At 64.0% G+C, this 26309-nt stretch carries 14 protein-coding genes and 2 pseudogenes; 12 read left to right on the top strand and 4 right to left on the bottom strand.

Annotated elements, in window-relative coordinates:
* Nucleotides 1-101: 101 nt before the first annotated feature.
* From ACQG07_RS05195 to ACQG07_RS05175, 5 genes and pseudogenes are all read left to right on the top strand, one after another.
* Nucleotides 102-962 (top strand): annotated as a pseudogene (locus ACQG07_RS05195) (LysR family transcriptional regulator); the annotation flags it as partial.
* 24 nt (nt 963-986) lie between these two features.
* Entirely contained in the window at nt 987-1427 is a 441-nt protein-coding gene (locus ACQG07_RS05190; RefSeq protein ID WP_426737953.1) for a VOC family protein, read from the top strand.
* A 69-nt stretch (nt 1428-1496) separates the two neighbouring features.
* Nucleotides 1497-1979, top strand: a complete 483-nt coding sequence (locus tag ACQG07_RS05185) for a hypothetical protein (protein ID WP_426737660.1) — start codon at nt 1497-1499, stop codon at nt 1977-1979.
* Between the two features lie 207 nt (nt 1980-2186).
* Entirely contained in the window at nt 2187-2984 is a 798-nt protein-coding gene (locus tag ACQG07_RS05180; RefSeq protein ID WP_426737659.1) for a DUF2510 domain-containing protein, read from the top strand.
* 6 nt (nt 2985-2990) lie between these two features.
* A complete protein-coding gene (locus tag ACQG07_RS05175; protein ID WP_426737658.1) occupies nt 2991-3713 on the top strand; it encodes a DUF4839 domain-containing protein in 723 nt (240 codons plus the stop codon).
* Between the two features lie 81 nt (nt 3714-3794).
* Here the strand turns inward: ACQG07_RS05175 and ACQG07_RS05170 are convergent, their stop codons facing one another.
* Together ACQG07_RS05170 and ACQG07_RS05165 are read right to left on the bottom strand one after the other, a co-directional pair.
* Nucleotides 3795-9764, bottom strand: a complete 5970-nt coding sequence (locus tag ACQG07_RS05170; RefSeq protein WP_426737952.1) for a DUF4011 domain-containing protein — start codon at nt 9762-9764, stop codon at nt 3795-3797.
* Between the two features lie 255 nt (nt 9765-10019).
* A pseudogene (locus ACQG07_RS05165) lies at nt 10020-10403 on the bottom strand (Swt1 family HEPN domain-containing protein); the annotation flags it as partial.
* Nucleotides 10404-11011: 608 nt separating this feature from the next.
* On the opposite strand from ACQG07_RS05165, the gene ACQG07_RS05160 reads away from it, so the two are divergent.
* The 7 genes from ACQG07_RS05160 (at nt 11012) to ACQG07_RS05130 (ending at nt 24962) form a co-directional block, all read left to right on the top strand.
* The gene (locus ACQG07_RS05160) at nt 11012-11626 is read left to right on the top strand and encodes a DUF1819 family protein (protein ID WP_426737657.1); all 615 of its coding nucleotides are present in this window, start codon (nt 11012-11014) and stop codon (nt 11624-11626) included.
* Complete coding sequence (locus tag ACQG07_RS05155) at nt 11626-12234, top strand: DUF1788 domain-containing protein (RefSeq protein ID WP_426737656.1); 609 nt, start codon at nt 11626-11628, stop codon at nt 12232-12234. Before ACQG07_RS05160 ends, ACQG07_RS05155 begins: the two co-directional genes overlap by 1 nt.
* Nucleotides 12231-15779, top strand: a complete 3549-nt coding sequence (gene brxC / locus ACQG07_RS05150; RefSeq protein ID WP_426737655.1) for a BREX system P-loop protein BrxC — start codon at nt 12231-12233, stop codon at nt 15777-15779. The genes ACQG07_RS05155 and brxC overlap by 4 nt, the downstream gene beginning before the upstream one ends.
* A gap of 9 nt (nt 15780-15788) precedes the next feature.
* Entirely contained in the window at nt 15789-19277 is a 3489-nt protein-coding gene (pglX, locus tag ACQG07_RS05145; protein WP_426737654.1) for a BREX-1 system adenine-specific DNA-methyltransferase PglX, read from the top strand.
* Between the two features lie 81 nt (nt 19278-19358).
* On the top strand, nt 19359-21863 hold the full coding sequence (gene pglZ, locus ACQG07_RS05140) for a BREX-1 system phosphatase PglZ type A (RefSeq protein ID WP_426737653.1): 2505 nt from the start codon (nt 19359-19361) through the stop codon (nt 21861-21863).
* Nucleotides 21863-23992 carry a BREX system Lon protease-like protein BrxL gene (gene brxL / locus ACQG07_RS05135; protein WP_426737652.1) on the top strand — a complete coding sequence of 710 codons (2130 nt, stop codon included), beginning with the start codon at nt 21863-21865 and terminating at the stop codon, nt 23990-23992. Before pglZ ends, brxL begins: the two co-directional genes overlap by 1 nt.
* Nucleotides 23993-24149: 157 nt before the next feature.
* Nucleotides 24150-24962, top strand: coding sequence for a hypothetical protein (locus ACQG07_RS05130; protein ID WP_426737651.1), 813 nt, complete (start codon nt 24150-24152; stop codon nt 24960-24962).
* A 123-nt stretch (nt 24963-25085) separates the two neighbouring features.
* Here the strand turns inward: ACQG07_RS05130 and ACQG07_RS05125 are convergent, their stop codons facing one another.
* Nucleotides 25086-25652, bottom strand: a complete 567-nt coding sequence (locus ACQG07_RS05125) for a suppressor of fused domain protein (RefSeq protein ID WP_426737650.1) — start codon at nt 25650-25652, stop codon at nt 25086-25088.
* A gap of 82 nt (nt 25653-25734) precedes the next feature.
* A complete protein-coding gene (locus tag ACQG07_RS05120; protein ID WP_086474768.1) occupies nt 25735-26229 on the bottom strand; it encodes a MarR family winged helix-turn-helix transcriptional regulator in 495 nt (164 codons plus the stop codon).
* Between the last annotated feature and the right edge of the window lie 80 nt (nt 26230-26309).

Here is a 26309-nt window from a genome sequence, read left to right as displayed (position 1 = left end):
TGTCGCGGACGGGCGTCGTTGCGCTGTCCTGGTGACCAACGTAGTCAGATCGATCCGTCATGAATATTGAGGGTTTCCACGTGACCAGTTAGCTTGAGCTGATGAATCTCTCTCAGATGCGGATCATGCGCGAACTGGCCGAGCGCGGAACGATCGCGGCGGTCGCCCGGCACCTGCACGTGACGGCGCCGGCGATCTCGCAACAGCTGGCCGCGTTGCACCGCGAGCTCGGCGTCGCGCTGACGTATCGGGTGGGGCGCGAGATCCGCCTGACCGAGGCGGGCATGGCGCTGGCCGAGATGGCGGGGACGGTGCACACACTGATCGACCGCGCGGCCGAGACGGTGCGCGAGTACGGCGACGACACCGGGGCACGGGTGCGGGTGGCGGCGTTCCAGAGCGCCGGGCAGGCGTTGCTGCCGGAGTTGCTGGAAGACGCTGAGGGCGGGCCGTCGCTGGTGTTCGGGGAGCACGATGTCGCGCAACCCGAGTTCGCCGAACTCGTCGATCAGTACGACCTCGTCATCGCGCACCGGATGGACCACGACGAACCGTGGCCGTCGGAGCAGCTGTCGGTGATGACGCTGTTGAGCGAGCCGTTCGACGTGGCGATGTCGGTGGACCATCCGCTCGCTGGGCGATCGTCGGTGTCGGCGGCCGAGCTCGCGGACGAGTCGTGGATCGCCGCCCACGCGGGCTTCGCGCCGGATGTCGCACTCGGGGTGATCGAGGCGACGGCTGGGGTGCGGTTCCATCGGGCGCATCGGGTGAACGACTACCACCTGGCCGCGTCGCTGATCGTGGGCGGGGAGCTGCTGGCGTTGTTCCCCCGGTACACGGCGCCGCGGGCCGACCCTCGGTTGGTGCTGGTGCCGCTCGAGGACGTTCGGATCGCCCGCAACATCGACGTGCTCGCGCGGCCTCATGCACTGGCGCGAGTCGCGGTGGCGGGGACGCTGGAGCGACTGCAGGACGGAGCTGATGCGCTGCAGCGGGAGCGTCCGTCGGCGCCGGCCGGTCCCGGGCTGCATCACGTCGAGGTGTGGCTCGCGGACGTGGAGGCGGAGCGGGCGGGCTGGGCCTGGCTGCTGTCGCGCGTCGGGTTCTCCCAGGAGAGCGAGTGGCCGGGCGGCGAGTCCTGGGAGGCCGGCGACACCTACGTCACGCTGACGGCGTCGCCGAACCTCAGCGCGGAGTCGCACGATCGGCGACGTCCGGGCGTGAACCATCTCGCGTTCCGCGGCGGCACGCGGGAGGCTGTCGACGCGATCATGACGGCGGGCCTCGAGCACGGCTGGCGGCCGCTGTACCAGGACCGCTATCCGCACGCCGGTGGCGAGCAGCACTACGCGGGCTGGCTCGAGAACGAGGCGGGGTTCAAGGTCGAGGTGGTCGCGGATCCTGCAGTGAGCTCAATACGCGCTTAGCCTGCAACGGCCCTGGACCATGACTAGATTCCATGGTGGAAACTGGGCACCCCCTGCCAGAATGCCTGAGTGTGGATTACGTTCTGGCCCGACATTCTCGTTGCAGCAGTCGGGGCCGCTCTGGCTGTTTTCGCCGCTTATGCGACGTATCTATTGAACGCTCGAAGGATCGAAACTCAGGCGCTCAATAACCTCATCGAGGAGCTACACCTGCGACGAGCCCTCGATCCAAGCGTAGAACCTTACGTCGTTCCCAATGCGGCAGAGCGGCAAGACTTTGACCAGGTAAGCCGAAGTGTGGTGAGCATACGCCGCGAGCTTCGGACGGCGCGAGAAGCAGTGCGCAGCAGTCGCGATATTCGCCTGACCCTGGTCGAGATGTCGAAGGGCTGCAATCTGTATCTCGAACGAGCTGAGCGAACTCCCGATTCCTACCTCTTTTCGTTGGTGAAACTGCAGCGCCAACTCGAAGGAGGGGTGCGAACAATCACGATCCTGCGGCCCGGGGTCGATCACCTCGCCCCTGGAACTGGAGCGCTCGATCTCGACTGAGTTCTGGGACACCGGCGTCCGGTGTTCGCCGAACAGCGCCCAAGCCCAAGACTGACGCACAACTCGGGCGCGTGACCCATTCTGGGACTGATGACCCCCGCCCCTCCCCCGCCAGACTGTGCTTGGCCCGGTTCGCGGGTCCGTCACCTGCCGTCGATGATCCGATGCCGCTGCGGGTCGCGTTGACCCGATGCAAGGACCGTTCCCATGAGCTCGACCACCCCGCCCTCTGCCACGCCCGCCGGCTGGTACCCCGACTACGCGGACCGGACGCAGCAGCGCTACTGGGACGGTGCCGCGTGGACCACCCACACCGCGCCCGCCGCAGTCATGCCTCCGCAGCAGGCGGCGACCGCTCCGCTCGTCAACCAGCCGCTCCAGCTGCAGAAGTCCGCGCCGCCCGCGTTCGCCGCCGCGCCGGTTCCGTCGCCGTACGCCGCACAGCCAGGCACCACATCCGGCATGAGTGGCAAGGCGAAGGGTTGGATCATCGCTGGCGCTGTCGTCGGTTCGCTCCTGCTTGTCGGTGGTGTCTCGAATGCAATCAACGGCGGACGGACCGAGCCGGTCGCCGTCGCGCAGACCGCAACCCAGACGCCGACGGCAACGCCGCCACCGGTTCCGACCGCGACGGTCGAGCCCATCGCCGAGCCCGCTGCGCCGGCCGTGGTCGATGTCGCCGCCTTCCAGGCGGGCGCGAGTAAGCACACCGCCGACATCGACAAGGACCTCGACGACATGGTCACCACGCTGGCCGAGGGCGGCACCTGGCGGTTGATCTCGAACACGGCCGAGATCAGCTTCAACCTCGGTCAGCTGGAGTCGCTGAACGTGCCGGCGTCGATCGCCGCCGAGTGGGCACCTGCCCTCGTCGGACTGCAGACCAACCTCGACACGCTGACGACAGCGGTCTCGGGCGGCGACCCAGCCACCATCCAGGGCGCGATGGACGGCGTCCGCGCGTCGGCCGCCGTGCTTCGAGACATCGGTACTCGGGCGGTCTGAGTCGACATGTCTGCCGAAGACACCAAATACGAACAGAGAACTGTACGCGCGATCCGCGGTTCCGAGATAAGAACTATCCAGAAATGGGAGTCAGACGGCTGGGAAACACTCGATCGGCGTCAGGGGCCACTGCAAACACAGCTGACATTCCGTCGCCCGAAGCCGAGGCTGCAGCGACGCACCATCCTCATCGCCGGAGCACTGACCCTCGCGCTTGGAGGGATCATCGCCGTGGGCGCGACTTTGGAAGGCAGTGATTCGAAACAGGCAGAGGCGCCAGCGCGAGCGGCTGAGACGACCGAACCTGTCCCAACGGCAACACCCACAGGTGCCGCCGACACGGAACGGCCTCTCACTGCGGAAGCGAACGAGGAGCTCGCCCTGCTACTGAGTGGCTCAGACCAAGGACAATCGGTCGAGGCGTTTGCAGCCAACCACAGGGGTCAACTGATCGAGTTCGACGGGAGCATCGCGGCCATAAGTGCCCATGGCGACTACACGACCCGCTACGACATCCTCGTCGCGTACGGCGACTACAGCGAAACTCACTCCTACGGCGGACCGAACTTCCAGCTTCGGGACGTGAGCGCCGCAGACCTTCATCTTCAGGATAAGACTCGAGATTCCGTACGCGTCGGTGACAACATTCGCATAACTGCGCGCGTTGGCGCATTCGAAGCGGAGAGTCTCCTGTTCACCCTCGATCCGACATCCGTTCGTATCCGATAGGAGGTGGGACCGTCCGATAGCGGGCAGCTCCCGCCGCTATCTCCGCCTCCGAACAAAGAAGGACTGTTCCAGGAAGCTCTCTCACGTTGCCGAAGTGACGATCGCCTCGCCACTCCGTGCCAGGCGCCCGGACACCAGTCCAAACTCGAGGGCCTCGTCGAGGCGGGCTCCGATCGCGGCGGTGACTCGCTTGCCACCGAAGATGGCTAGGGTCTCGCGGCGGAGTTCGTCGGGCGAGAGGCCCGCCGACTCCTCCGCGGCGATCGCCATCGCGTTCGCGATCTCCACCAGGGAGATGTGCTCGATCGCTCGGGCGGCTTCCGCCGAGGACTGACGGGCTCCGCGCCAGGTGAGAGGGTCGATCGAGGTCGGCCAGGCGAACGGTTCGTCGGAGCGACCCAGCAACTCGGTCGGGACCTTGTCGAGGATCGACTTCGCCCGCGAACCCACCACCCGGTCAAGACCGAACGCACCCGCGACCAGCTTCGCCAGACGCGTCACGTGGATCGGCCCCTCGGCCTCCACCGCCGCACGGATCGCGCCCTGCACCGCGACGACCGACTGCCGCCCCGGCAACCGATCGAGCACTTCGATCCCACCCAGCGTGGGTGCGTCCCAGGGCTGGTACTCCGAGAGCTCCGGGTGACGCGCGGACGTGTCCGCCACCGGCATCGCCTCGACGGGCTGCGCCGCACCGACCTTGCGGTCGCGGAACTCCGACAGGGTCTCCAGCGACGCCAGCCGCTCCGACCACTCGCGCACTCGGGCACTGCGAACAGGCGCGGGTGCATCCGAATCTTCGGGAGCGACATCGGCCTCATCGGCAACCGACACATCGGCCGGATCCGCCTCCGCAACACCCGACGCCTCCACCATCGCACTCCCCGCAGCAACCCGCTCGGCCGCAGCCTCCACCGCCGCTACCAACCGGTCCAGCACCTCCTCGCGGTGGTGCAGCCACTCCGGCAACCACACGCGCTCGACGCCCGGCCAGCGCATGAGGCCACTCAGCACCTCGACCGGCAGTCCGTCACGGTCCGCGACCGTCCGACGCTCCCGCCACGATGCCCCGTCCAGCAGCACCGCCACCAGCGGCCGGTCCGGCTCCGCCTCCGTCGCGATGCTGATGTCGACGCGGAAGTCCGACAGCCCGACATCAGTCCGCACCGCGCGCCCGACGTATCGCAGCTCGTCGGCGATCTCGTCGCGGTGGCGGTCGATGATCGCCTGACGACGACCGTCCTCACCGGCCGCCTCGCTCCCCCGCTGCGCCAACTCGAGATACGCCTTCAGGTGCTTGATGCCGATCGACGACGTCTGCTCCGCCCGTAGCTCCGACGGGTCGAAGCTCGCGAACAACACCACCTGTCGCCGCGCCCGAGTCACCGCGACGTTCAACCGTCGCTCACCACCGGCTCGGGTGAGCGGCCCGAAGTTCAGCGGGATCACACCCTTCTCGTTCGCGCTGAACGCGATCGAGAACAGGATCGTGTCGCGCTCGTCGCCCTGCACGTTCTCCAGGTTCTTGACGAAGAGCCCGTCCTGCTCGTCGAGCGCCAGCGCGATCCGCGGGTCGGCACTGTCGCGCAGCAGGTCTTCGATGAGCGTCCGCTGCTGCGCGTTGAACGTGATGACCCCGAGCGACGGCGTCTCCTCCGGCGAGGCTTCGAAGCGGCGCGAGATCTCCTCGACGATCGCCTGCGCCTCCACCGGGTTCGTCCGCAGGGACTTGCCGCGGCCGCCCCGCTCGAACTGACCATCGAGTCGCACGAACGCCAGCCCGTGACCCGCCACCCCACCGTCGCCCGCGCCCGCGAACGGTGCCGGGAACGACGACAACTGGCTGTCGTAGTAGTGATGGTTCGAGAACGCGATGAGCGACTCGTCCTGGCTGCGGTAGTGCCACGACAGCCACTTGCTCGGCACCCGCGCCTGCACGCACTCGGACAGGATCGACTCCTCGTCCTGCAGCACCTCGCTCGTGTAGTCGGCGTCGTCGTCGATCGTCGCGCCCGCCTCGGCGAACGTCGTCGGCGGCATCTGCTTGCTGTCGCCCACGACGACGACCGAGCGCGAACGCCCCATCGCCCCGATCGCGTCGGCGACCCGGATCTGCGACGCCTCGTCGAACACGACGATGTCGAACAGCTCGGCAGCGGCCGGGAAGAACCGCGCGACCGACTCCGGGCTCGCGAGCGTGCACGGCATGATCTGCGTGATGAGCTCGCCGAAGTTCTCGAGCAGCGCACGGACACTCATACCGCCGCGCTGGCGGTCGATCTGCCGACGCAGCCCGCCGACCTGACCGCTCTCCGACTGCGAACTGAACGTCCGCAGCCCGAGCACCGACGCCGGGATCGCGCGCGGCAACTCCTCGCGCACGGCCTTCACGCTTGTGGTGAAGCGGGTGACGCTGCGGTTGTGCGCGGTGGCGTCGAAGGCGTCGAGCGTCGTGGTGCGCTCGCGCTCGTCGATCGACGCCTGCGCGAGGCCCTTCTCGAAGGCGAGCGTCGCGTCCTCGGTCTCGATACGACCGGCGAGGATCGCAGCGCGGACGTCGTCGAGCCCGTGGGTGCGGAGCGGTTCGACGACCCGCACGAGGTCGAGCCAGCGTTCGAGGACGACCGGCTCGGCGGCGTCGAGACGGCGTGCGTCGCGCGTCGACCACAAGGCTTGCAGGAAGCCCTCGCCACCCGACCACGCCGACAGGCGCTCGGTGCTGACGGACGCGCTGCGCAGGACGTCGCTCCAGGTGCTCGCGAGCGTCGTCAGTGCCTGGGCCGCCTGCTGCGACGGCTGAGTGGTGGCGTAGTGGTCGCGAACGGCGGTGATGAACGCGTCGTCGGGCGTGCCCGGCAGGCGGAAGCCCTCCGACAGCCAGCGGTACCAGCCGAGGAGTTCGCGCACGGGCTGGGTCGGCTCGACGAGCGGGTTCCAGCGGTCGCCGACGAGCGGGAGCGCGGTGGACCGGAGCGTGCCGCGCAGCTGGACGAGACGGTCCTGCGCCGCCTTCGCCTCGGTGAGCTGCGGCACCAGTTGCTTGACCTTGAACGAGGTCGCGTCGACGGCCAGCACATCACTCAGCTGCGCGAGCGCGGCCCGCAGTCGCTTCTTGCGACCGAAGAAGCTCGACGCCGCGGCCTGCTCGGCGGCGTGGAGCGGGCCGGCGATGTCGCGGTCGAGGATGGCCGGCGTGAAGGTCGACCGCCACTCGGCCTGGGCATCGCGGAGCTGTTCGGCGGCGGCGAGGGCGTCGTCGAGCCGAGTGAAGTCCTCGGGCCTGGTTCCAGCCATCAACGCGCCGATCGGCAGACGCGGCGCGGCGACCGCGGTAGACCAGAGGCCGAGCAGGTCGGGACGCGACGCGAGGCGCAGGGCGTCCATCGGGAGACCGGCGTCGAGCGTCGTCGCAAGAGCGGCGTCCAGTGCGCGGGCGGCCTGCTGCACGGTCGCGGCGTCCAGCCCGGGAGCCGAGGGGCCGTCGAGGAACGCCCACGGGTGCGTTGTGCTCGGGCGCGCGAGGTCGGAGCGCTCGGGAAGGTCGCGGAACACCTGCCGCAGCTCCTCGAACGCCTCGGGCGTGCCGGCGGCGACGAGCTGCTCGGGGATCGCCATCGGGACGAGGTCGTGGTCCATCGCGAGCAGTCGACTCCGCGCGGAGTAGAGGGAGAAGCCGGCGGCGTTGACCTCGTGGAGGCGGTCGGCGTAGCGGGTGAGGGTACGGAGGCCGGACTCGGACAGCTCGCGGTTGGTGCTCAGCGCGTCGACGTCGGCCTTGGTGCGAAGGTCGAGGCCGGTCTTGATCTGCGCGCGGACGACATTGGGCCTGGCGCCCTTGTCGTGGAGGTCGAGCGAGAATGCGCCGAGTCCGACGTCTTCGAGTCGCTGCTTCACGACGTTGAGCGCCGCACGCTTCTCGGCGACGAACAGGACCTTCTTGCCCTCGGCGAGCGACCGGGCGAGGAGGTTGGTGATGGTCTGCGACTTGCCGGTGCCGGGAGGGCCTTCGAGCACGAAGGTGCGGCCGGCGACCGCTTCGGCGACGGCGTCGAGCTGGGAGGAGTCGGCGGCGACCGGGCAGTCGAGGCCGAGGCGGTCGAGGTCGGTGTCGGTCTGCGCGGGCGTCGGGTCGGCGTAGGCCTCGAGCGGCGAGTTGATGAGGTGGTCGACGAGGCTGTTGGAGGCGAGCGTCTCCCAATTCTCGTCGAGGTCTTTCCACAGCCGGTACTTCGCGAACTGGAGGATCGACAGCGACGCCGTCTCCTCCACGCGGAACGGGAGGCCGGCGTCGAGGATCGCCTGGCGCACGGCGGTGAACGCGGCCGGGAGGTCGATGCCGGAGCCGTCCTCGACGGGGTTGGCGAGCCCGGGGATCTCGAGGCCGAAGCTCAGGCGCAGTTTCTCGAGCAGGCAGTAGTTGGGTGTGGAGGAGCCCGACTCGTCGAGGGTGAGACGGTAGGAGGAGCCGCGGCTCGTGGTCGTGAGCGTGACGGGCACGAGCACGAGGGGTGAGCGGAGGTCGCGGTCACCGAAGCGCCAGCTCAGCATGCCGAACGCGAGGTAGAGGTTGTTGGCGCCGGTCTCCTCGACGATCGTCTTGGCTTTGTAGGCGAGGGCGCGGAGCTTCGTCGGGTAGGCGGCCTCGGTGACGTCGATGAAGGCGCTCTTCTTGTCCTCGAGGAAGGTGATGCGGTCGCTCTCGTCGAGGTCGCGGCCGAAGCGGATGCCGCGCTGCTGGTCGATCGTCGCGACGCTGTCCGAGGCGACGAGGGTGAGCGGGGTGCCGTGGTTGATGCTGTCCTCGAGGCGGCCGAGGGCGGGGCCGGGGACGGCGAGTTCGAAGCCGGAGCGGTCGGTGTAGTTGATGAGTTTGTTGCGGAGGCTGAGGTCGAGGAGTGCGTTCTTCCAGGTGGAGACGCGCTTCGGGAGGTCGGGCCCGTGGCCGGCGGCGGTCGATTCAGCGGTGGCCGGGGCGTCCTGCGTGAGGGCGCGGGCTTCGGGTGCCTGGTAGAGGGTGACGACGGGTTCGCCCTCGGCGTTGATGCGGCGGCTCGGCAGTGGGTAGATCTTGCGGAGGCGGGCCTGGACGACGTCGGTGACGCCGATGAAGTCGTCGAGCGAGCCGGCGAGGTGTTCGGTGTGGGGCCGGCGGGAGGCGTCGGCGAAGGTGGCGGAGGTGCCGGTGAGCATGGTGGTCTCGACGACGCCGATGCGGCCGAGTTCGAGGGAGTTGACGGCTTCGGAGACGTCGGTGCTGGCGACGACGTCGAGGGTGGTCTGGACGCGCCAGTAGCCGAGGAAGATGTGGTCCTTGAGCAGCCAGAGGAGGGGGTGGATGCCGATGGCTTCGAGGACGGACGCGAGCAGGATCGTGGTGTCGAGGCAGGTGCCGAGGTGGCTGGTGAGGACTTCCTCGGGGGTGCGGACCTTCTGGCCGCTCTGGCCCCAGCTGGCGGGCGGTTCGGCGTAGCGGATGTCGCGGGCGCGGGCGGCGTCCCAGACGGCGGCGACGATGGCGTCGATGCGGGCGGGGTCGTCGAGTTGGTAGGTGGCGAGGGAGCTGTTGCCGGTCTGCTTGTCGAGGAGGTCGGAGACCTCGAGCATGAGCTCGCTGACGACGAGGGCGTTGGGCTGCACGTGGGCGGCGAGGAGTTCGAGGCCGAGCTGCACGGGTGCGGCAATCCACTGGTTGGACGCGAGCACGGTGACGGGGGTCTCGACGGTGCCGAGCTGGGTGCCTGCGGCGTCGCGCGCGGTGACGCGGATGACGCCGGGGCGCTGTTCTTCGACGAGGAGCATGCGGCGGGGGTCGAGCAGTACCTCGGGGCTGCGGAGGAGGGTGGTGCGGTCTTCGCCGAGGTCGGCGAGGAGCACCTTGGTGTCGGCGAGGGCGCCGCCGGCGGTGACGACGTCGATCTCGACGGAGGCCGCCCGGCGTTCCCCGCCATGGTTCTCGAGGACGATCTCGTCGATCACCGCGATGCTGCAGTGCGCCATCGCGTAGCTGAGCGTCGGCGTCGCGCTGACGCGGATGGAGACGGAGGGAGCCACGCCTTCGGCGACCAAGGAGCCTGCGGCGCTCTGCCCATCTTCCGCTTCGCGATCGCTGGCTTCTCCTGTCAACGCACCCCTCTCGGTCCCTGAGCTTGTCGAAGGGCCCATCTCCCCACCGTCAGCCGTCCCGCCCAACGCAACCGCTTGGCTCCCTGAGCCCACTCCTTGGGTCCCTGCCCCTGTCGAAGGGTTCAACACCCGCCCCTTCAACTCCCCAACAACCGCAGCCTGCTCCGCAGCCCCAACGCTCTCCAACAGCAACTGCATCGAGTCCAACGCCCGGTAAGCCGACTGCTCCGTGAACCCCGCGTTGTGAGCCCAGGCGTTCCGAACCTCCCGAAGCTCACTCGCGTACCCGCGAGCGCTCCGCGACAGCACGCGGTCGAACGGGTACCCGAGCTCCCCGATCCGCTCGGTCATTGCGCGAAGCATGAGCGACACGTCGGTAGCCGAGTACCGCCCTTGGCCGCCGCCGGCAGCGCGGTCCTTCTCCTCGAGGATCCGAGTCCACTCGACCCCAGGAACTGCCTCGGCAAAGGCGCCCTCGACGACGGGGAGAAGCCCCAATCCAAGCTGCTCCAGCCCCTGACCGACGGTGGATTTGAGTTCATAAGCTTCCACGTGTGGGCCTTTCATTGGGGGCGAAGGTGAGTCAGGCTCGGCCCGCATTGGTCGGGAGCCCGCGAGCGAACCAGACCATCTGGCTGTCGCCCGTACCAGCGACGTGACCCTTGCGAGGCCTGCGCAGGCGCGCGTCTAAGAACCCTAACGAAGGGCGACATCATCCACATCAGCGAGGTGTTCGGTTGGATGCTGTTCATCGGCGAAGCTGGCCGCTATGCGCTTGTCCGTTGGCGAATCCTCGGGTCGGCTTACGGGGCGGCCATCTCTAGACAACACGACTCAACCGGGTGCTCCTCCGATATCATCGGGTGCGTCCGCGTTCTGCGGTCGAGGGGGAGCGAAGTGTCCTAAGTATGATTGCCAGCCGACGACATCACCTCCCACCTCGGGGAGATGCAGGACACCGTCTTCACCTGCGGCGCCGCGAAGGGCACACCCTAGATTGGTTCCCGACGCGAGCCCAAGGCGAGAGGCCAGAACAACCGGGTACGTCGAATCAGTCCGGCCCCGCCAGACGAAGCCAGGGTGAACTCATGGCCGGTTCAGATCACGGCCGCTTGCGGCAACGTCGTCGGCGTCTTACATCGCCGCTCAACTACAAGAATCCGAGAGGAGGTTCCGTGTTCGCGAACTCTCCGAAGCGCTATGCGCTGTCGTTCACGAGCGGTGGTCTCCTGATGCGCGAAGCCGCCGTGCTCGCATCCCTGTTCCTCGCGGAGCGCGACTGGGGTCAGGTGCGGAAGATCGCCGTCGAGCGAAACGTCCTGCAGGCGCGCACTTCCTCCTCAAGCGTGCGGGTGATCCGTGAAACAGTCCAGCGGCTATCCGTGCTGACAGACGCCGAGATCAACTTGCTCGCAGACGCTGGCCCGAGTGAGCAGCAGATCCTGATGTGGGCCGCAGCGTGCCGTCGGTACCGTCTTATCGGGGAGTTCGCCGAAGAGGTCGTGCGCGAGCGGTTCTTGCTGATGACGCCGAGCTTGAGCGCTGAAGACTTCGATCGCTTCCTCGTTGGAAAGAGTTTGTGGCATCCCGAGCTGGACGAGTTGCAGCCGTCGACGACAATGAAGCTGCGTCAGAGCATGTTTCGGATGCTGCAAGACGCTGGGTTGCTCACGGAGAGCAGGAGCATCGTTCCCGCGGTGATGTCGGAACGTGTCATTGAGGCCTTGAACAGGCGTACCCCGAGCGACATCCGATTCTTTCCGACGACGACATTCGCAGGGGCTGGGTGATGACACAGACGAAGCGCAGCTTGCAGAGCGACGAGAGGCACGTCTATGAGGTGCTCCGAAGCGAGCGATTCCTGAAGATGGAGGGACTCTCGAAAGAGGTCCCCTTCTTCATCTACCACTTCCCGCCCTCGTGGACGCACGATGTTGAGAGCATGCGGGACCGGGTGCGGACGAAGCTCCAGAGTGACGACGGACTCACAGTCGCCCAGATTGATTTGTACGATCTCGCCGTTGAGCTCCTCACCGAGCGTGGCGTCTGGGAGCGAGTCGTCAAGCTGGAGCCGACTATGGACAAGGGCGAGTTCCGCGAGGTACTGCAGGGGATGCTCGACCCGCACGATCACATCGCGCCCGCCATCCGTGCTCGCTTACAGGACCAGTCGAGCGACATCGTCTTCCTCACTGGGCTTGGTGAGGTCTTCCCTTTCATCCGCACCCACACGGTGCTGGAGAACCTGCAGAGCGTTGTTGTGGGGCGGCCGATGCTTGCGTGGTTCCCCGGCACGTACGAGTTCACACAGACGGCGGGCCATCAGTTGCGTGCGCTGAATCTCAGCGCCAGTGACAGCTATTACCGGGCCAAAGACATTCTGGAGCAAGAAGCATGAGCGCGACCGTGATCAACGAGATTTTCGCGAAGCCGATCGGGCGACCAATCGAGGGCGTCATCAAGGCGGATGACACCTCGCATCTCGCGACGGAGGTCGAGGAGTACGTCCTCACGAACGAAGCCGCCAAGGGGCTTGAGCATGTGCTTGAGGCATACACCAACTACACGAATGCCAACGGCGTGTGGATCTCGGGCTTCTTCGGATCCGGTAAGTCGCACCTGCTGAAGATGCTGGCGCACCTGCTGGGGGACATCGAAGGCCATGACTACCCTCGTGTCCTCGTGTCGGAGCAGTTCCGTTCCAAGGCCGACGACGCGTTCCTGCCCGCACTGATCGACAAGGCCGACCGGATCCAGTCGCGCAGCCTTCTGTTCAACATCGATCAGAAGGCAACGCTGATCTCCAAAGATCAGAACGATGCCCTGCTGAAGGTGTTTGTGAAGATCTTCGATGAAGCGCGGGGATATTACGGCAACCAGGGGCACATCGCTCGATTCGAGCGGGACCTTGATTCGCGTGGACAGTATGACGACTTCAAAGCGGCGTTCGCGCGCGCTGCGGGAATCGAATGGGCGCGTGGCCGCGAACAGGCGGCGCTCGAAGCAGGGAACATCGACAAGGCCTTCGCTGAGGTGAACGGCGCAGAGAGCCCGGGCATCATCCGTCAGTACAGCGCCAACTACTCGGTATCGATCGAAGACTTCGCAGAAGAGGTCGCGGCGTGGCTTGAAAAACAACCAGCGGGCTTCCGGCTGAACTTCTTCGTCGACGAGGTCGGCCAGTTCATCGGTACGAACACGCAGCTTATGCTGAACCTGCAGACGATCGCTGAGTCAATCGCCACGAAGTGCAGCGGCCGGGCATGGATCTTCGTCACCTCTCAGGAAGACATGGAGAAGGTCGGCGGCGACCGGACCAAGCAGCAGTCGAACGACTTCTCCAAGATTCAGGCGCGCTTCAAGAACCGCCTCAAGCTCACCAGCCAGGACGTCGAGGAAGTCATCCGCAAGCGTCTTCTCGCGAAGACGGATGCCGCTACCAGTGAGGTCGCAGCGGTGTACAGCGGCGAGCACGCGAACTTCAAGACGCTGTTTGACTTCGTCGAGGGTCGCCATTACCCGAACTATCGCGACGAGTCACACTTCGTCGGCACGTACCCGTTTGTGACGTACCAGTTCCCGCTCTTCCAAGCCGCGATCGAGGGCATCAGCGACCACAACATCTTCGAAGGACGCAATAGCTCTGTCGGTGAGCGGTCGATGCTCGGCGTCGTGCAGCAGGTTGCAACCCACCTTGCCGATCGGCCGCTCGGCTCGTTGGCATCCTTCGACCAGATGTTCGAGGGCATCCGTGCTTCACTGAAATCCGCAAATCAACGGGCGATCATCAACGCCGAGAGCGCCGCCGGCAGCGGCAAGCTCAGCACGCTCGCGGCGCGCCTGTTGAAGGCGCTGTTCCTGGTCAAGTACGTCGACAGCTTCAAGGCCACCGCCCGCAACCTCACGGTCTTGGTCTACGACCGCTTCGGCACGGATCTCATCCAGCTCGGCAAGGACGTTAACGAAGCACTCAACGCGCTCGAGGCGCAGACCTACATTCAGCGCAACGGCGACCTTTACGACTACTTGACGAACGAAGAGCAGAAGATCGAGCAGGAGATCAAGGACGTCGACATCGACAACTCCGAGGTCTCCGCGAAGCTCAACAAACTGCTCGCTGAGTCCGTCGTGAAGACGACGAAGACGGTCGGGAAGAATGGCCAGAACTTCCCGTTCGGCTACAAGCTCGACGGAACCCCGTATGGCAAGCAGTACGAGCTGGCGCTGCACTTCACGAGCCCCGAGACCGAGTTCAGCCTCGACCAGATCAAGGCACACAGCGTGGGTCTCGATGAACTTCGCGTTGTTCTCCCGCCCGAGGCGAACCGGATCCTCGCTGACCTTCGGTTGTTGCTGAAGACCCAGAAGTACGTCAAGCGTGCGCAGGGTTCGAGTCGCACCGCGATCGAGACCCGCATCCTCGGTGAGAAGGGTACCCAGAACGCCGAGCGCGAGAGAGCGATCGTCGAGAGGCTCCGCACTGCGGTCGGCAGCGCGACGCTGATTCATAACGCTGCGGTGATCGACGTCACCGCCAGCGACGCACAGACTCGAATCAATGACGGCTTCGCGAAGGTCATCGCGGCCACGTACACCAACCTGAGCATGCTGGGTGGCAAGACTTTCAGCGAGCAGGGTCTCAATGGACTGGTAAACCCGGCAGACGGGATGTTCGATGAGAGCCTCAGCATCCTGGAGGTGCCCGCCGATGATGTGCTCGGGCATCTGGAGATGCGTGGCAAGCGGCATGAGATGGTCACCATGAAGCAGCTCGTCGACCGGTACTCCGCCAAGCCTTTTGGCTGGGACCAATGGTCGATCGCCGCGGTGGTAGCCCACCTCGCGGGACAGTCAAAGATCGAGCTGCAGCTAGACGGCAAAACACTCGCGCGCACCGAGATCACCGGGACGCTGCGCAACACGCAGCGATACCCGAACCTCGTCGTCGCTCCGCAGCGGGTCTATGACCAGAAGATCGTGAACGCTTTCCGCAAGTTCGTCATCGAGTTCACCAACGACGGAAGCCTCACGAAGGATGCGGCTGAACTTGGCCGTGTCGGGAAGGACCACCTCGAGTCGAAGCTCGTCGAGCTGAAGGCATTGCGGTCCGGTGCTGCCGCGTATCCGTTCATCGATCAGCTGGACGAACCGATCCGACTGTTGGGCGAGCTGACGGCAAACAACGCCGACTGGTTCCTGGAGCATTTCAACGAGGCTGACACAACTGCGGACGAGCTCCTGGACGCGAAGGACAACGCGATCGATCCGATCAAGGCGTTCCTCAACGGCAACCAGCGCAGCATCTACGACAACGCAACAATGTTCATGCAGCTCAACCGCACGAACCTTGCGTTCTTGACTGCGAGCGTTGCGGACGGAGTCGAGATCGCACTCGAGGATCCGCAGATCTTCCGGGGCAACAGGACGACGCAGCTCGGAGCTGCGATCACCGACCTGCAGGCGCAGCTGGGCGGCATCGTTTCCACGGAGCGCGACGCTGCCATCGGGTCGATCAACGACTACTGGAAGCAGGTGCCGGTCAGCGCAGCCTTTGAGCGTGCGACCGGGGCCTCACGGGAGTCCGTGACTTGTAAAGCAGAGGCCGTGCTTGAGCGGGTGAAGCACGAGACGCAGATCCCGGCGATCCGTAATCTCGCAGCGCAGTTCGCCGACACGACTTACCCCGCCATCCTGGACGAGCTGGAATCGACCAGGCAGCCGCAACTGGACCCGGACCCTTCGGTGGAATCTGACACTGAACCGTCACCGGACGGCCCTGTCCCTCCGAAGCAACCGCTGAAGCAGAGCATCTCGATCAAAAAGCTCTCGCTTCCGATGGCCGGTGGGCTGCTCGAAACCGAAGACGACATCGCCGCCTACCTCGGCGAACTCCGCTCGCTGCTCGTCAACACGATCAACAACAACAAGCGCATCACGCTCTAAGGAACAGGCATGGACACGAAACCCCTGGAGAGTTTTGCGAAAGCTGCTCGCCGTGAACTAATCACAGCGGTCTCGGCGCAGGCGTCGGCAGTGCTCGCCCCCGGATCCGTCGCGCGAACTGAGCGAGCGGAGACGGTGCGCCGACTCGAAACGGAGATCGCCGCGCACAGCCACAAGCACGTGATCGACAAGGTCGCCTATACCTGGTTCAACCGACTCATCGCCCTGCGGTTCATGGATGCGAAGGGCTACACGGGCGCTGGGATTGTCTCGCCCGCGCAAGGCCAAGCACACGGCCAGCCCGAGATCCTGGCAGATGCGAAGCGCGGAGACATCGACCCCGATGTAGTCACGAGCTCCTCCACGAGGGGGGCCATTCTCGGCCTGCTCGATGGCGCTCGCCGCAGCACTGATGCGGAGGGCGAAGCGTACGCGCTGCTACTCACCGAGTACTGCCGCTTTTGGCACAAATCGATGCCGTTCATGTTCGAACGAGAAGGCGACTACACCGAACTACTTGTCCCCGCGGGCCTGCTCGCCGATGGCGGCATCGTGGCCCGCGCACGCAACGTGCTCACCGAAGAGGCCTGCGACGACGTCGAGGTCATTGGCTGGCTCTACCAGTTCTATATCTCTGAACGGAAGAGCGAGGTGTTCGCCGGGTTCAAGAAGAATAAGAAGGCTGGGGCCGACGAGATCCCTGCGGCTACGCAGCTCTTCACCCCGGACTGGATCGTCCGCTACCTCATCGAGAACTCGGTCGGCAGGCTGTGGATGCTCAACCGACCAGCCTCCCGACTCGTCGACCGTATGAACTATTACATCGCACCGGTCGACGAGGAAACGGACTTCTTGAAGCTCTCCGGGCCGGAGGAGCTGACTGTGATCGACCCAGCCTGCGGCTCTGGCCACATGCTCACCTACGCTTTCGACTTGCTCTACGCGATCTATGAGGAAGAAGGTTATGCGCCCGCTGAGATCCCAAGCTCGATCCTCACGCACAACGTCCACGGCACCGAGATTGACCCGCGCGCCGGTGCACTCGCCGCGTTCGCACTCGCTATGAAGGCTCGGACGAAGGATCGCCGCTTCTTTGCCCGCGATGTAAAGCCGAACATTTGCGTGATTGAACCGATCTCGTTTGCGCCCGATGAGCTCGACTTCCTCGTCACGAAGTCCAGTGCTCGCGTCGCCCAAGAGAACTTCTGGAACCAGTTCAGGGACGCAGATGTTCTCGGCTCACTGATCCGCCCGGACGCCGATTTGACAGCGGACGCGGCCGCGCTCTTGCCCAATCTTGAAGATGGGCTCTTCCAGAGCGGGACCCTGGACCGTGCACGCCAGGCTGTACGGCAGGCGACCGCACTCCAACGCAAGTACTCCGTGGTAACGGCAAACCCGCCGTACATGGGTAGCAAGAACATGGATGCGCGTCTGACGGCGTTCGCTAGGGCTGAGTTTAAAGAGTCGAAGTCCGACCTCTTCGCCATGTTCATTCAGCGGTGCCTAGCTCTGACTACGTTGCACGGCGCCACGGCAATGATCACGATGCAGTCCTGGATGTTCGGTTCGTCCTTCGGCGGCCTTCGCGACAACATGCTGAGGAACAGTGCCATTCGAACGATGGTTCACCTTGGTACCGGTGCATTCGACACCATCAGCGGCGAAGTTGTGTCTACAACGGCCTTCACCCTCGAGGCCGTCGCTACCCGATCTGAGCGTCAGGGCTTGTTCATCGACATCACTCGGCCTAGTTCAGAGGCCGCAAAGAGTGCGGCACTTCGTTCGAAGGTTTCCGGGGTTGGCCTGACTCGCTCTGTGCTCATGTCGAGCTTCGCCGATATTCCCGGAAGCCCCATAGCGTATTGGGTTTCTTCGGACGCACTAGCTGCTTTTCGTTCCTACCCCGCGATTAGTGGCGTGGCAGACCTGAGGGCTGGTATATCAACAGGAGATAACTCTCAATTTGAGCGGTTATGGTTCGAGGTTTCAAAGTCTCACATCTCCGAGCTCGGAGCTGATACCTCCGTCGGTAACGGAAGATGGACACCGTGTAGCAGCGGTGGTCGCTTTCGCCGTTGGTACGGAAACAATGAGGTCCTTATGGACTGGCAGGACGGCGGGGCTCGGATCCGGGCACACAAGGGATCCGCTGTTCGGAATTCGGCATACATGGGACGAGCTGGACTGACCTACTCGAAGATTGGAGGCGCGCGGTTTGCCGTGCGTTCACTGCCGCCGGGGCACGTATTTGACGACACCGGGCGAATGATATTTCCCTCGCCAGGGACCCGGCAGCAGCTTCTGGCCTCGCTCCTCAACTCGTCGACTGCGCAACATTTTCTTGATCTGATGTCGCCGGGACTGACGTTCACAAGCAACGAGATTGGCCAGATTCCGTGGGCGATGAAGTCGGATGATTCTCTCCTAAGCCGGGTAGATATGGCGGAGCGTATCTCCAAAGACGACTGGGACTCGATTGAGATTTCATGGGACTATCAGCGAAACCCGTTGATCAGGAACGATGGGCGCAGATCGGTGTTGCTGCATGAGGAGGTGCGTCGCTTCTCAGCCGTCGCCGCCGGCTCGTCGAGTCGACTCCGAGATCTTGAAGTGGAGAATAATCGTGTAGTGGCAGATGCGTATGGCTTGCAGGGCGTCGTATCAAACGGGGTAGACCTTCAGTCGGTCTCACTTTCACGCAATGTCGAATATCAGTACGGGGCCGGAAGATCGGCCACGGAGTATGCGGAGCTGGAGCGGGCGGATCTTGTAAAGGAACTGATCTCGTACGGAGTTGGATGTATGTTCGGTCGCTACAGCCTCGATGTGCCGGGCTTAATCCTCGCCGACCAGGGCGCAACGCTCCGGCACTACCTCACGAGAGTACCGGCGCCGACGTTCGCTCCAGACGTCGACAACGTCATTCCGTTCGTGGACGACGGTTGGTTCGAAGACGACATTGTCGAACGGTTCCGCCAGTTCCTGCGGACGGCGTTTGGCGGCGAACACTTCGAGGAGAACCGGCGCTTCGTGGAAGATTCGCTGGGAGTAGAGACGCTGCGAGACTACTTCGTCACAAAGTCAGGCAAGTCGAAGTTCTATGACGATCACGTGCAGCGCTATAAGAAGCGGCCGATCTACTGGATGTTCTCCAGTCCAAAGGGATCATTCAACGCGCTGATTTACCTGCACCGCTACACGGCGTCGACTGTCTCAACGGTCCTCAACGAGTATCTGCGCGAATACGAGGCCAAGCTCACCGTCGCTCTCCAACAGGCTGAATCGTCCGCTGTCACTGGCTCAGCAAAGGACCAGAAGGAGGCAGATAGGCTCCGCAGGGTGCTTGCGGAGCTGCGGGATTACGAACACGACGTGCTCTACCCGCTCGCAACCCAACAGATCTCGATCGACCTCGACGACGGCGTGAAAGTGAACTACCCGAAGTTCTACCCAGCGGTGAAGAAGATCTTCGGTCTGGAGGCGAGCGATGAGTGATCACAGCCGCGCCCGGAAGATGCGGCAGGAGATCGTCTCGCGCCGCCGACTCGATCTCGGCCCCGACGACGAGGACAACGAATGAGCAAGCCGCCAACCATTGCGGATCATCTCGCGGCCCGATTCGAGGGCGCGCGTGTCGTCGTGTGGCACGACGCTGAAGGCAGCTACGCCGACGAGCTTGACGGTCAGGTGCCCATCGGCGTCACGGTGCTGCGCGTTGCCGACAACGAGTTCGCCCTCAAACATCGGCTCCTGCGCGAGGACAAGGTGTCGAGGTTCTTGGTCTATCGCGCCGGCAAGGTGCCTGAGGGTGTGGGGAACTGGCTGCTGGACATTGAGCTCGCGAACGGCCCGGTCTTCACCGCGGACCGCGGCGCGCTTGTGGGGGCGGCCCTCGGCTTGACCGGCCCGGGTGCCGCCGAACTCGTCGCGCGGCATTCCAGGTTCTTCGGGGACAGCAGGTTGGTTTCCAAGTTCCGAGCACTGCTCTCGCCTGGTGACGACCTGACGGTTGTGCGTGCCAAAATCTGCGCGGCGTTGCTGGGCCAGAGGGAGCACAGCTTCTCTGAGCTCACCCGCACGCTGCTCATCCAGTACGCAGACGGCAACCCTGCCGGGATCGATGCCCTTCGTAAGCACGAGCTTGCTGACTTCCATTGGGGCGGCGCCGAGCGCATTTATGGCTATGCAACGGACGCTCCGACCGTCGCGGGCTTCGCGCTATGGATGTTTCAGCGCGCTGCCGAGGGCTTCGATACCGTTTCCTCGAACAAGGCACGAAATCTTGCCATCGACTTCCGCAGCTTCCGCGATTCCAAGCGGAGCGCACCCGCGATGAAGCTACTTGCGCGGAAGATTGAAGATGACCTCAGCTATAAGGAGGTCGCTAAACAGCTGTCCTGGGACACGATCCAAGAGGCCGATGTCTTCGAGGCATGTGAGCGTGAAATCATCCACCGCCTCGTCGGGAGCATCGTGTCGCAGAGGATGTCGACGCGAGACGTCCTTGACACGATCAGCGCTCGACGCCGCGAGAGTTTCTGGTCCGACGATTACGCGACGCTCTACGACGGACTGAGCGCCGCGGCAGAACTGATCCCTGCGATCCGAACTGCGAAACTCGAGATCGCATCCTTCGACGACGGGCTGACGCGGTATCGCGACGAATGGTTCCGCATTGATCAGCTCTACCGCCTATTTACCCATGCGTACCTGACCGCGGAGTTCAAACAACCGCTCGAAGCGTTGGGTGACCTCGTGGAGAACGCCTACGTGACCGACTTCCTGGCGAAACTCGGTGTGAGCTGGCAGGCACAGGTTGACGGGGTAGAGCGCTGGCGCACCCTGAACGTCCCATCGCAATCATCGTTCTACGAGCACTACGTGGCCAAGATCCTCAAGGGCCGTAAGAAGGCAGTCGTCGTCATCTCGGATGCTCTGCGCTACGAGGTCGCTGAAGAGCTCACCTCGAGCATCCGCGGCGAGAACAAGTTCGACGCCAAGATCGAAGCCATGTTGGGCGTGCTTCCGAGCTACACCCAATTGGGGATGGCATCTCTGTTGCCGAACCAGACGCTGGCGCATTCGCCCAACGGCGATCCCGTGCTCGTCGACGGACAGAAGTCGGACGGCACTGCGAACCGGGGGAAGATTCTTGGCTCTGTGGGTGGAGCAGCGATCCAAGCGAAGGCCTTCATCGAGATGAAGCCGGGCGATCGCCGAGATCTGTACGCATCCAACCAGGTGCTGTACGTCTACCACGACACGATCGACGCCACTGGCGACAAGGCAGTGTCAGAGCACCGCACTTTCACAGCCGCAGCGGACGCGATCCGCGAGCTACTTGACATCATCAAGAAGCTCGCGAGCGCGAACGCGACGAACATCTTCGTGACGGCAGACCACGGCTTCCTCTACCAAAGGTCGACGCTGGCGCCGCAGTTCAACCTCACCGTGAAGCCGCAGGGCGAGAGTATCGTGGCTGAGAAGCGTCGCTACGTGCTCGGCCGGGGCCTGAAGCAGGATCCGGCATTCCGCACATTCCAGCCGGAACAGATTGGGCTTTCGAGCGACCTCGAGGTGCAGATCCCGAACTCGATTCAGCGCATCGTGCAGCCCGGTGCCGGGTTCCAGTTTGTGCATGGCGGAGCGTCGCTACAGGAGATTGTCGTGCCCGTCATCTCGATCAACAAGGGTCGCAGCGACACAGTCGAGTCCGTCAACGTTGAGATCCATCCGGAGTCCGACAAGATCACCACCGGGCAGGTCGTGGTGAAGCTGTATCAGTCGACCAAGGTGGAGCCGAACCGGCCTGCGCGGCGGCTGCGCGCTGGACTCTACTTCGGGGATCAACTGATCTCGAACGAGCAGGATATGACCTTCGACTCGGACAGCGCTGAAGGACGCGATCGGTTCCAAAGTGTGACCCTGCTGCTGAGTAAGGACGCCGACAGCGCGAACAACCAGAGCGTTGAGTTCCGGCTGTCGGAACCGATCGAAGGCACCGACCAATGGAAGAAGTATCGAGGTGTGCCGTACACGGTAAAGCGCGCCTTCGCGAGTGACGACGGATGGGATTTCTGATGAGCGACGAGATCGACCTCACTGCAGCCCTACCCCTCGCGCAGGCTGTCGATGGCGAGGCCACGCAGGAGACCGCCCCGGAGAGCGAACTGGACCGGAAGATCAACGAGCACTTCGCTGGCGCCGTTGTTCGCAAGGATCTCGTCAAGGCTGTCAAGGGCAACGCGATCGTGCCGTCCTACGTCCTGGAGTTCCTGCTCGGCCAGTACGCGGCATCCGACGACGAGGCGACGATCCAGGCGGGCATCGACAAGGTTCGCGGGATCCTCGCTCAGCACTACGTGCACCGCAACGAGTCAGAACTGGTCAAGTCGAAGATCCGAGAGAAGGGCCGCTTCCGAATCATCGACAAGGTCAGCGTCACGCTGAACGAGAAGGACGACGTCTACCAGGCGTCGTTCGCGAACCTCGGCATCAGCGGTGTGATCGTCGAGGCGAGTACCGTCAACGCGAATCAGAAGCTCTTGGTTGGTGGGGTTTGGTGCCTCTGCGACATCGAGTACTTCCACAACGAAGATGCCCGTGTCGTGCCGTGGATTCTGGGGAGCCTGAAGCCGATCCAGATGTCGAACTTCGACTACCAGGGTTACCTCGAGTCCCGTGCGAAGTTCACCACCGACGAGTGGATCGACCTACTCATCCAATCGATCGGCTTCAATCCCGAGATGTTCGGGCGACGCGCTAAGCTGCTGCAGCTCATCCGTCTAATCCCTTTCGTCGAGCGAAACTACAACCTCGTTGAGCTCGGTCCGAAGGGCACCGGCAAGTCGCACATCTACTCGGAGTTCTCGCCACACGGCATGCTGATCTCCGGCGGCGAGGTCACTGTGCCCAAGCTATTCGTCAACAACGCCAATGGTCGCATCGGCCTTGTCGGGTACTGGGACGTTGTGGCTTTCGACGAGTTCGCGGGCAAGAAGAAGCGCACCGATAAGGCGCTCGTCGACATCATGAAGAACTACATGGCGAACAAGTCGTTCTCTCGCGGCGTCGAGACACTCGGTGCCGAGGCGTCCATGGTGTTCGTCGGCAACACATCGCACACGGTGCCGTACATGCTCAAGCACTCAGACCTGTTCGACGAGCTGCCAGAGAGCTACCACGACTCGGCGTTCCTCGATCGGCTGCACTTCTATATCCCGGGATGGGAGGTCGACACGATTCGCAGCGAGATGTTCTCGGACGGCTACGGGTTCGTCGTCGACTACATCGCCGAGGTGCTTAAGTCGATGAGGAACTTGGACTACTCCGACCGGTACCAGCGGTACTTCACCCTTGGATCCGACATCTCGACTCGTGATCGCGACGGCATCCACAAGACCTTCTCGGGTCTGATGAAGTTGCTCTACCCACATGAGCAGGCGACGCATAAAGAGATCGAAGAGATCCTGCGATTCGCGATCGAGGGCCGTAAGCGGGTCAAGGATCAGATCCTGCGGATCGACGACACGATGGTCGACGTGAAGTTCGGGTACAACTCGCTCACCGCGGGCTGGACCGCCGTCACGACCCTGGAAGAGGACGAGTACCCGTCGCACTACTATCGCGGCCGGGCAGTTGCCACTGGTGCCGAGCCCGCAGCAGAAATTCCTGCGACCGCTACCGACCGTCCGATTTCACCTGCGCCGGTGCCGGCAGAGCTGTTCCAAGGGCAGCGCGACTTCGTGGAGAACCAGCGAGGCGTCTCCTATGAGAACCTGCTGTTGCCTTACCTGCAAGGCGCGACCGGGATCGAGTTCCACGATCCGTACATCCGTCAGCCTCACCAAGGTCGCAACCTCGTGGAACTGCTGGCTCTGATTGCTGCGGCCAAGGACCCCGCGGACGAAGTCGCGTTCAAGCTCTTCACCCTGCTTGAAGATGACACGGAATACCAGCAGCGTCAGCTTCAGATGCTCAGTCAGATCGTGAACGGCGCGGCGCAGCAGGGCATCAAGGTCGACGTCGGCAAGGACCCCGGCGGTCACGATCGATGGATCCGTACTGATACAGGTTGGCGGATCAATCTTGGCCGAGGACTCGACATCTTCCAAAAGTCGGACGGCGGTTGGTTCGACTTCGGGACGACGCGCCAGGAGTTTCGCCAAGTCAAGGCTTTCGGTGTGACTTACATTCGAGAATCCGTCTGAAACTGCACCTATTCCGATCAATATAGGCCCAAGGCCGGCCCAGACCCGCTGCCCCATGCTGAGGCGCCACGGCGACGCAACACCCTAGGAGACTCACGGCGATGGAGTACGTGAGTCAAAAGTCGGGCAATCGTCTATTTTGCAGTAGCGTTCGAACATGGAGACACGCCCGTCATCTCACCGCCCGTCGTTCCTATCGACAGGAGTCGTTTCGGCGGCTTTGGGTCTGACTCCGGACCACTTGCGCGCTCAGATAGAAATCGGCCTTCTGCCGGAGCCGCAATGGATGTCTCTCGGCTCAAGGATCGAACGTGTCTACTCGCTCGAGTGGCTCATACTCGCCAACGAGCAGATCAATTTGCAGCGTCTACCTGGGATGGAATCGGAACTAGATTCCACGGAGGCCGTCCAGTTTGCTCTACGTTTCGACCAGGAGATGTGGACGCTCGAAGAACTCGCGCAAAAGTTTGGTGCACTGAACTCCTTATGGAACGCATGCGTGGAGATGTTGGATACGGACGGGACCGCCGGCGCCGCTCCTCTCAACGTGCGAAGAATCTCCGCTGGATCACCCCTGGACATTCTCGCCTGGGTGAGCCAGAACTGGACGGGGCTGCTTGGCGCTGGCGGAATCGCCACGGTGTTTACATTTGTTCTCAAGCACCCGAGCAAGGTCTCCGAGGCCATCCCTCGCGCGATCGCTGGCTGGTGGGATCAGTGGGGAAAGGTACACGACGCGCGCGTCGCCCACCTCGAGTCAAAGGTTCGCCGACGGCAGTTCGAACTCAAGGCGAGCGAGTTGTTGCGCGAGCTCGATGCTGTTCCTACCGACCTATCACTCAACGGAACGGGGACGAGTCGGCTCGAGCTCATCGCACCTCCATCGCAGTCGGGTCTGTCCGCCACATCCTCCTTTTCCGAGCCTGTCCGGAACGACGCTGACCAAGACTCCGCCACGCCGTCTGGATAGTGACGTCATGCGCAGGCCGTGCATTTACAACCACGTCCAAACGTCGCGTTCCAGATATGGCGCGGGGCAACTGAGGACTGAAACCATCGAGATCGCAGCTATTAGATGCCTGCCCGGCTCACCTCAGTAACGGCCGAGTTCCCCTCGCTCCACATCCAACAACGCATCCACAGACCCCACCTCGGCAACGAGCGCATCCCACCCACGCTCTCCCGCGACCGCGGCCTCGCCGTCCGTGAGCAGCCGCAGCGTCCGTACGTGCCCGACCACCTGGCCGGCCGCGTTCCGGATCTCGTCGAACGACGCCCCCCAGCGCGACGGCGTCACCAACAGCGCGGAGATCGCCGTCCCGTTGAGGAACGGCGTCCCGTTGCGCCACGGCGCGAGCACCGGTGGCACCCGGCGGTTCGTCGCGATCTCGTTGATGACGATGCGCAGCGCGACCATCGCGGCACCCTGCTGGCCATCGACGACCTCGACCGCGAGCTCGATCCGCTCGCCGGAGTCGGTCGCGAGCCGTGACACCCCGGAGGTGAGGATCGTCACCGGCCCGTTCTCGGGACGCTTCTCGATCACCATCACCGACCCACCGATGCGGTCCTTGAACACCACCGGGTCGAGGCCGAGGGCGTCGAAGATGTGGAGCGGGAAGGCGTCTTCGCCCGGGACGAGAGGGACATCGCTACTCATGCGGCGAGCCTAGCCAAGCGGGTGCTCGGCGAGCCAGAGGGCAGGCACCGAAATCGACGGGTCGAACACGAGCCAACGCGCCCTACGGCATCACCGGCAGTGCCCCCGAGGCGTGCTTGCTCAACGTCTTGACCGACTCCTCGAAGACCGCGCGGTTCTCCGCCGGCAGGACGGACAGCATCAGGCGCTCGATGTTCCGAGCATGCAGACCGGCGGCCTCGACGACCGCCCGCTCGCCCTCCGCCGTCAACTCGATGAGCTGCACCCGGCCGTCCTCGGCCGAGGCCCGGCGACTCACCAGCCCCTGCTCGACGGCGCGATGCACGAGCCGCGTCGCCCCACCGGACGTCACGACCTTCGCCTGTGCGATGTCCCGCACCGACAGCCCGCCGACACCGGCCCGACCGACGATCAGCAACAGCTCGAACAGCGAATGGCTGAGACCGGTCTGCTCCTCGAGCTCCTTGCCCAGCAGGTACTCGAGACCGTTCGCCGCACCCAACAGACGACCGAACACCAGGATGCGCGCATCACTCGCCGCGTCCTTCGCCGAAGCGAACTCGTTCTCAGTCGTCACGTCTCCACAGTAGACGCCGGGGACAGGTCGCCGACCGGCCGGGAGATCTTTGTCCAGGGATCGGGAATAGCTGACGAGTC

The organism is Plantibacter sp. 2H11-2 (assembly GCF_050031945.1).
GTDB classification, from domain to species: Bacteria; Actinomycetota; Actinomycetes; order Actinomycetales; family Microbacteriaceae; genus Plantibacter; species Plantibacter auratus.
This window is presented reverse-complemented; position numbering and strand designations above follow the sequence as displayed.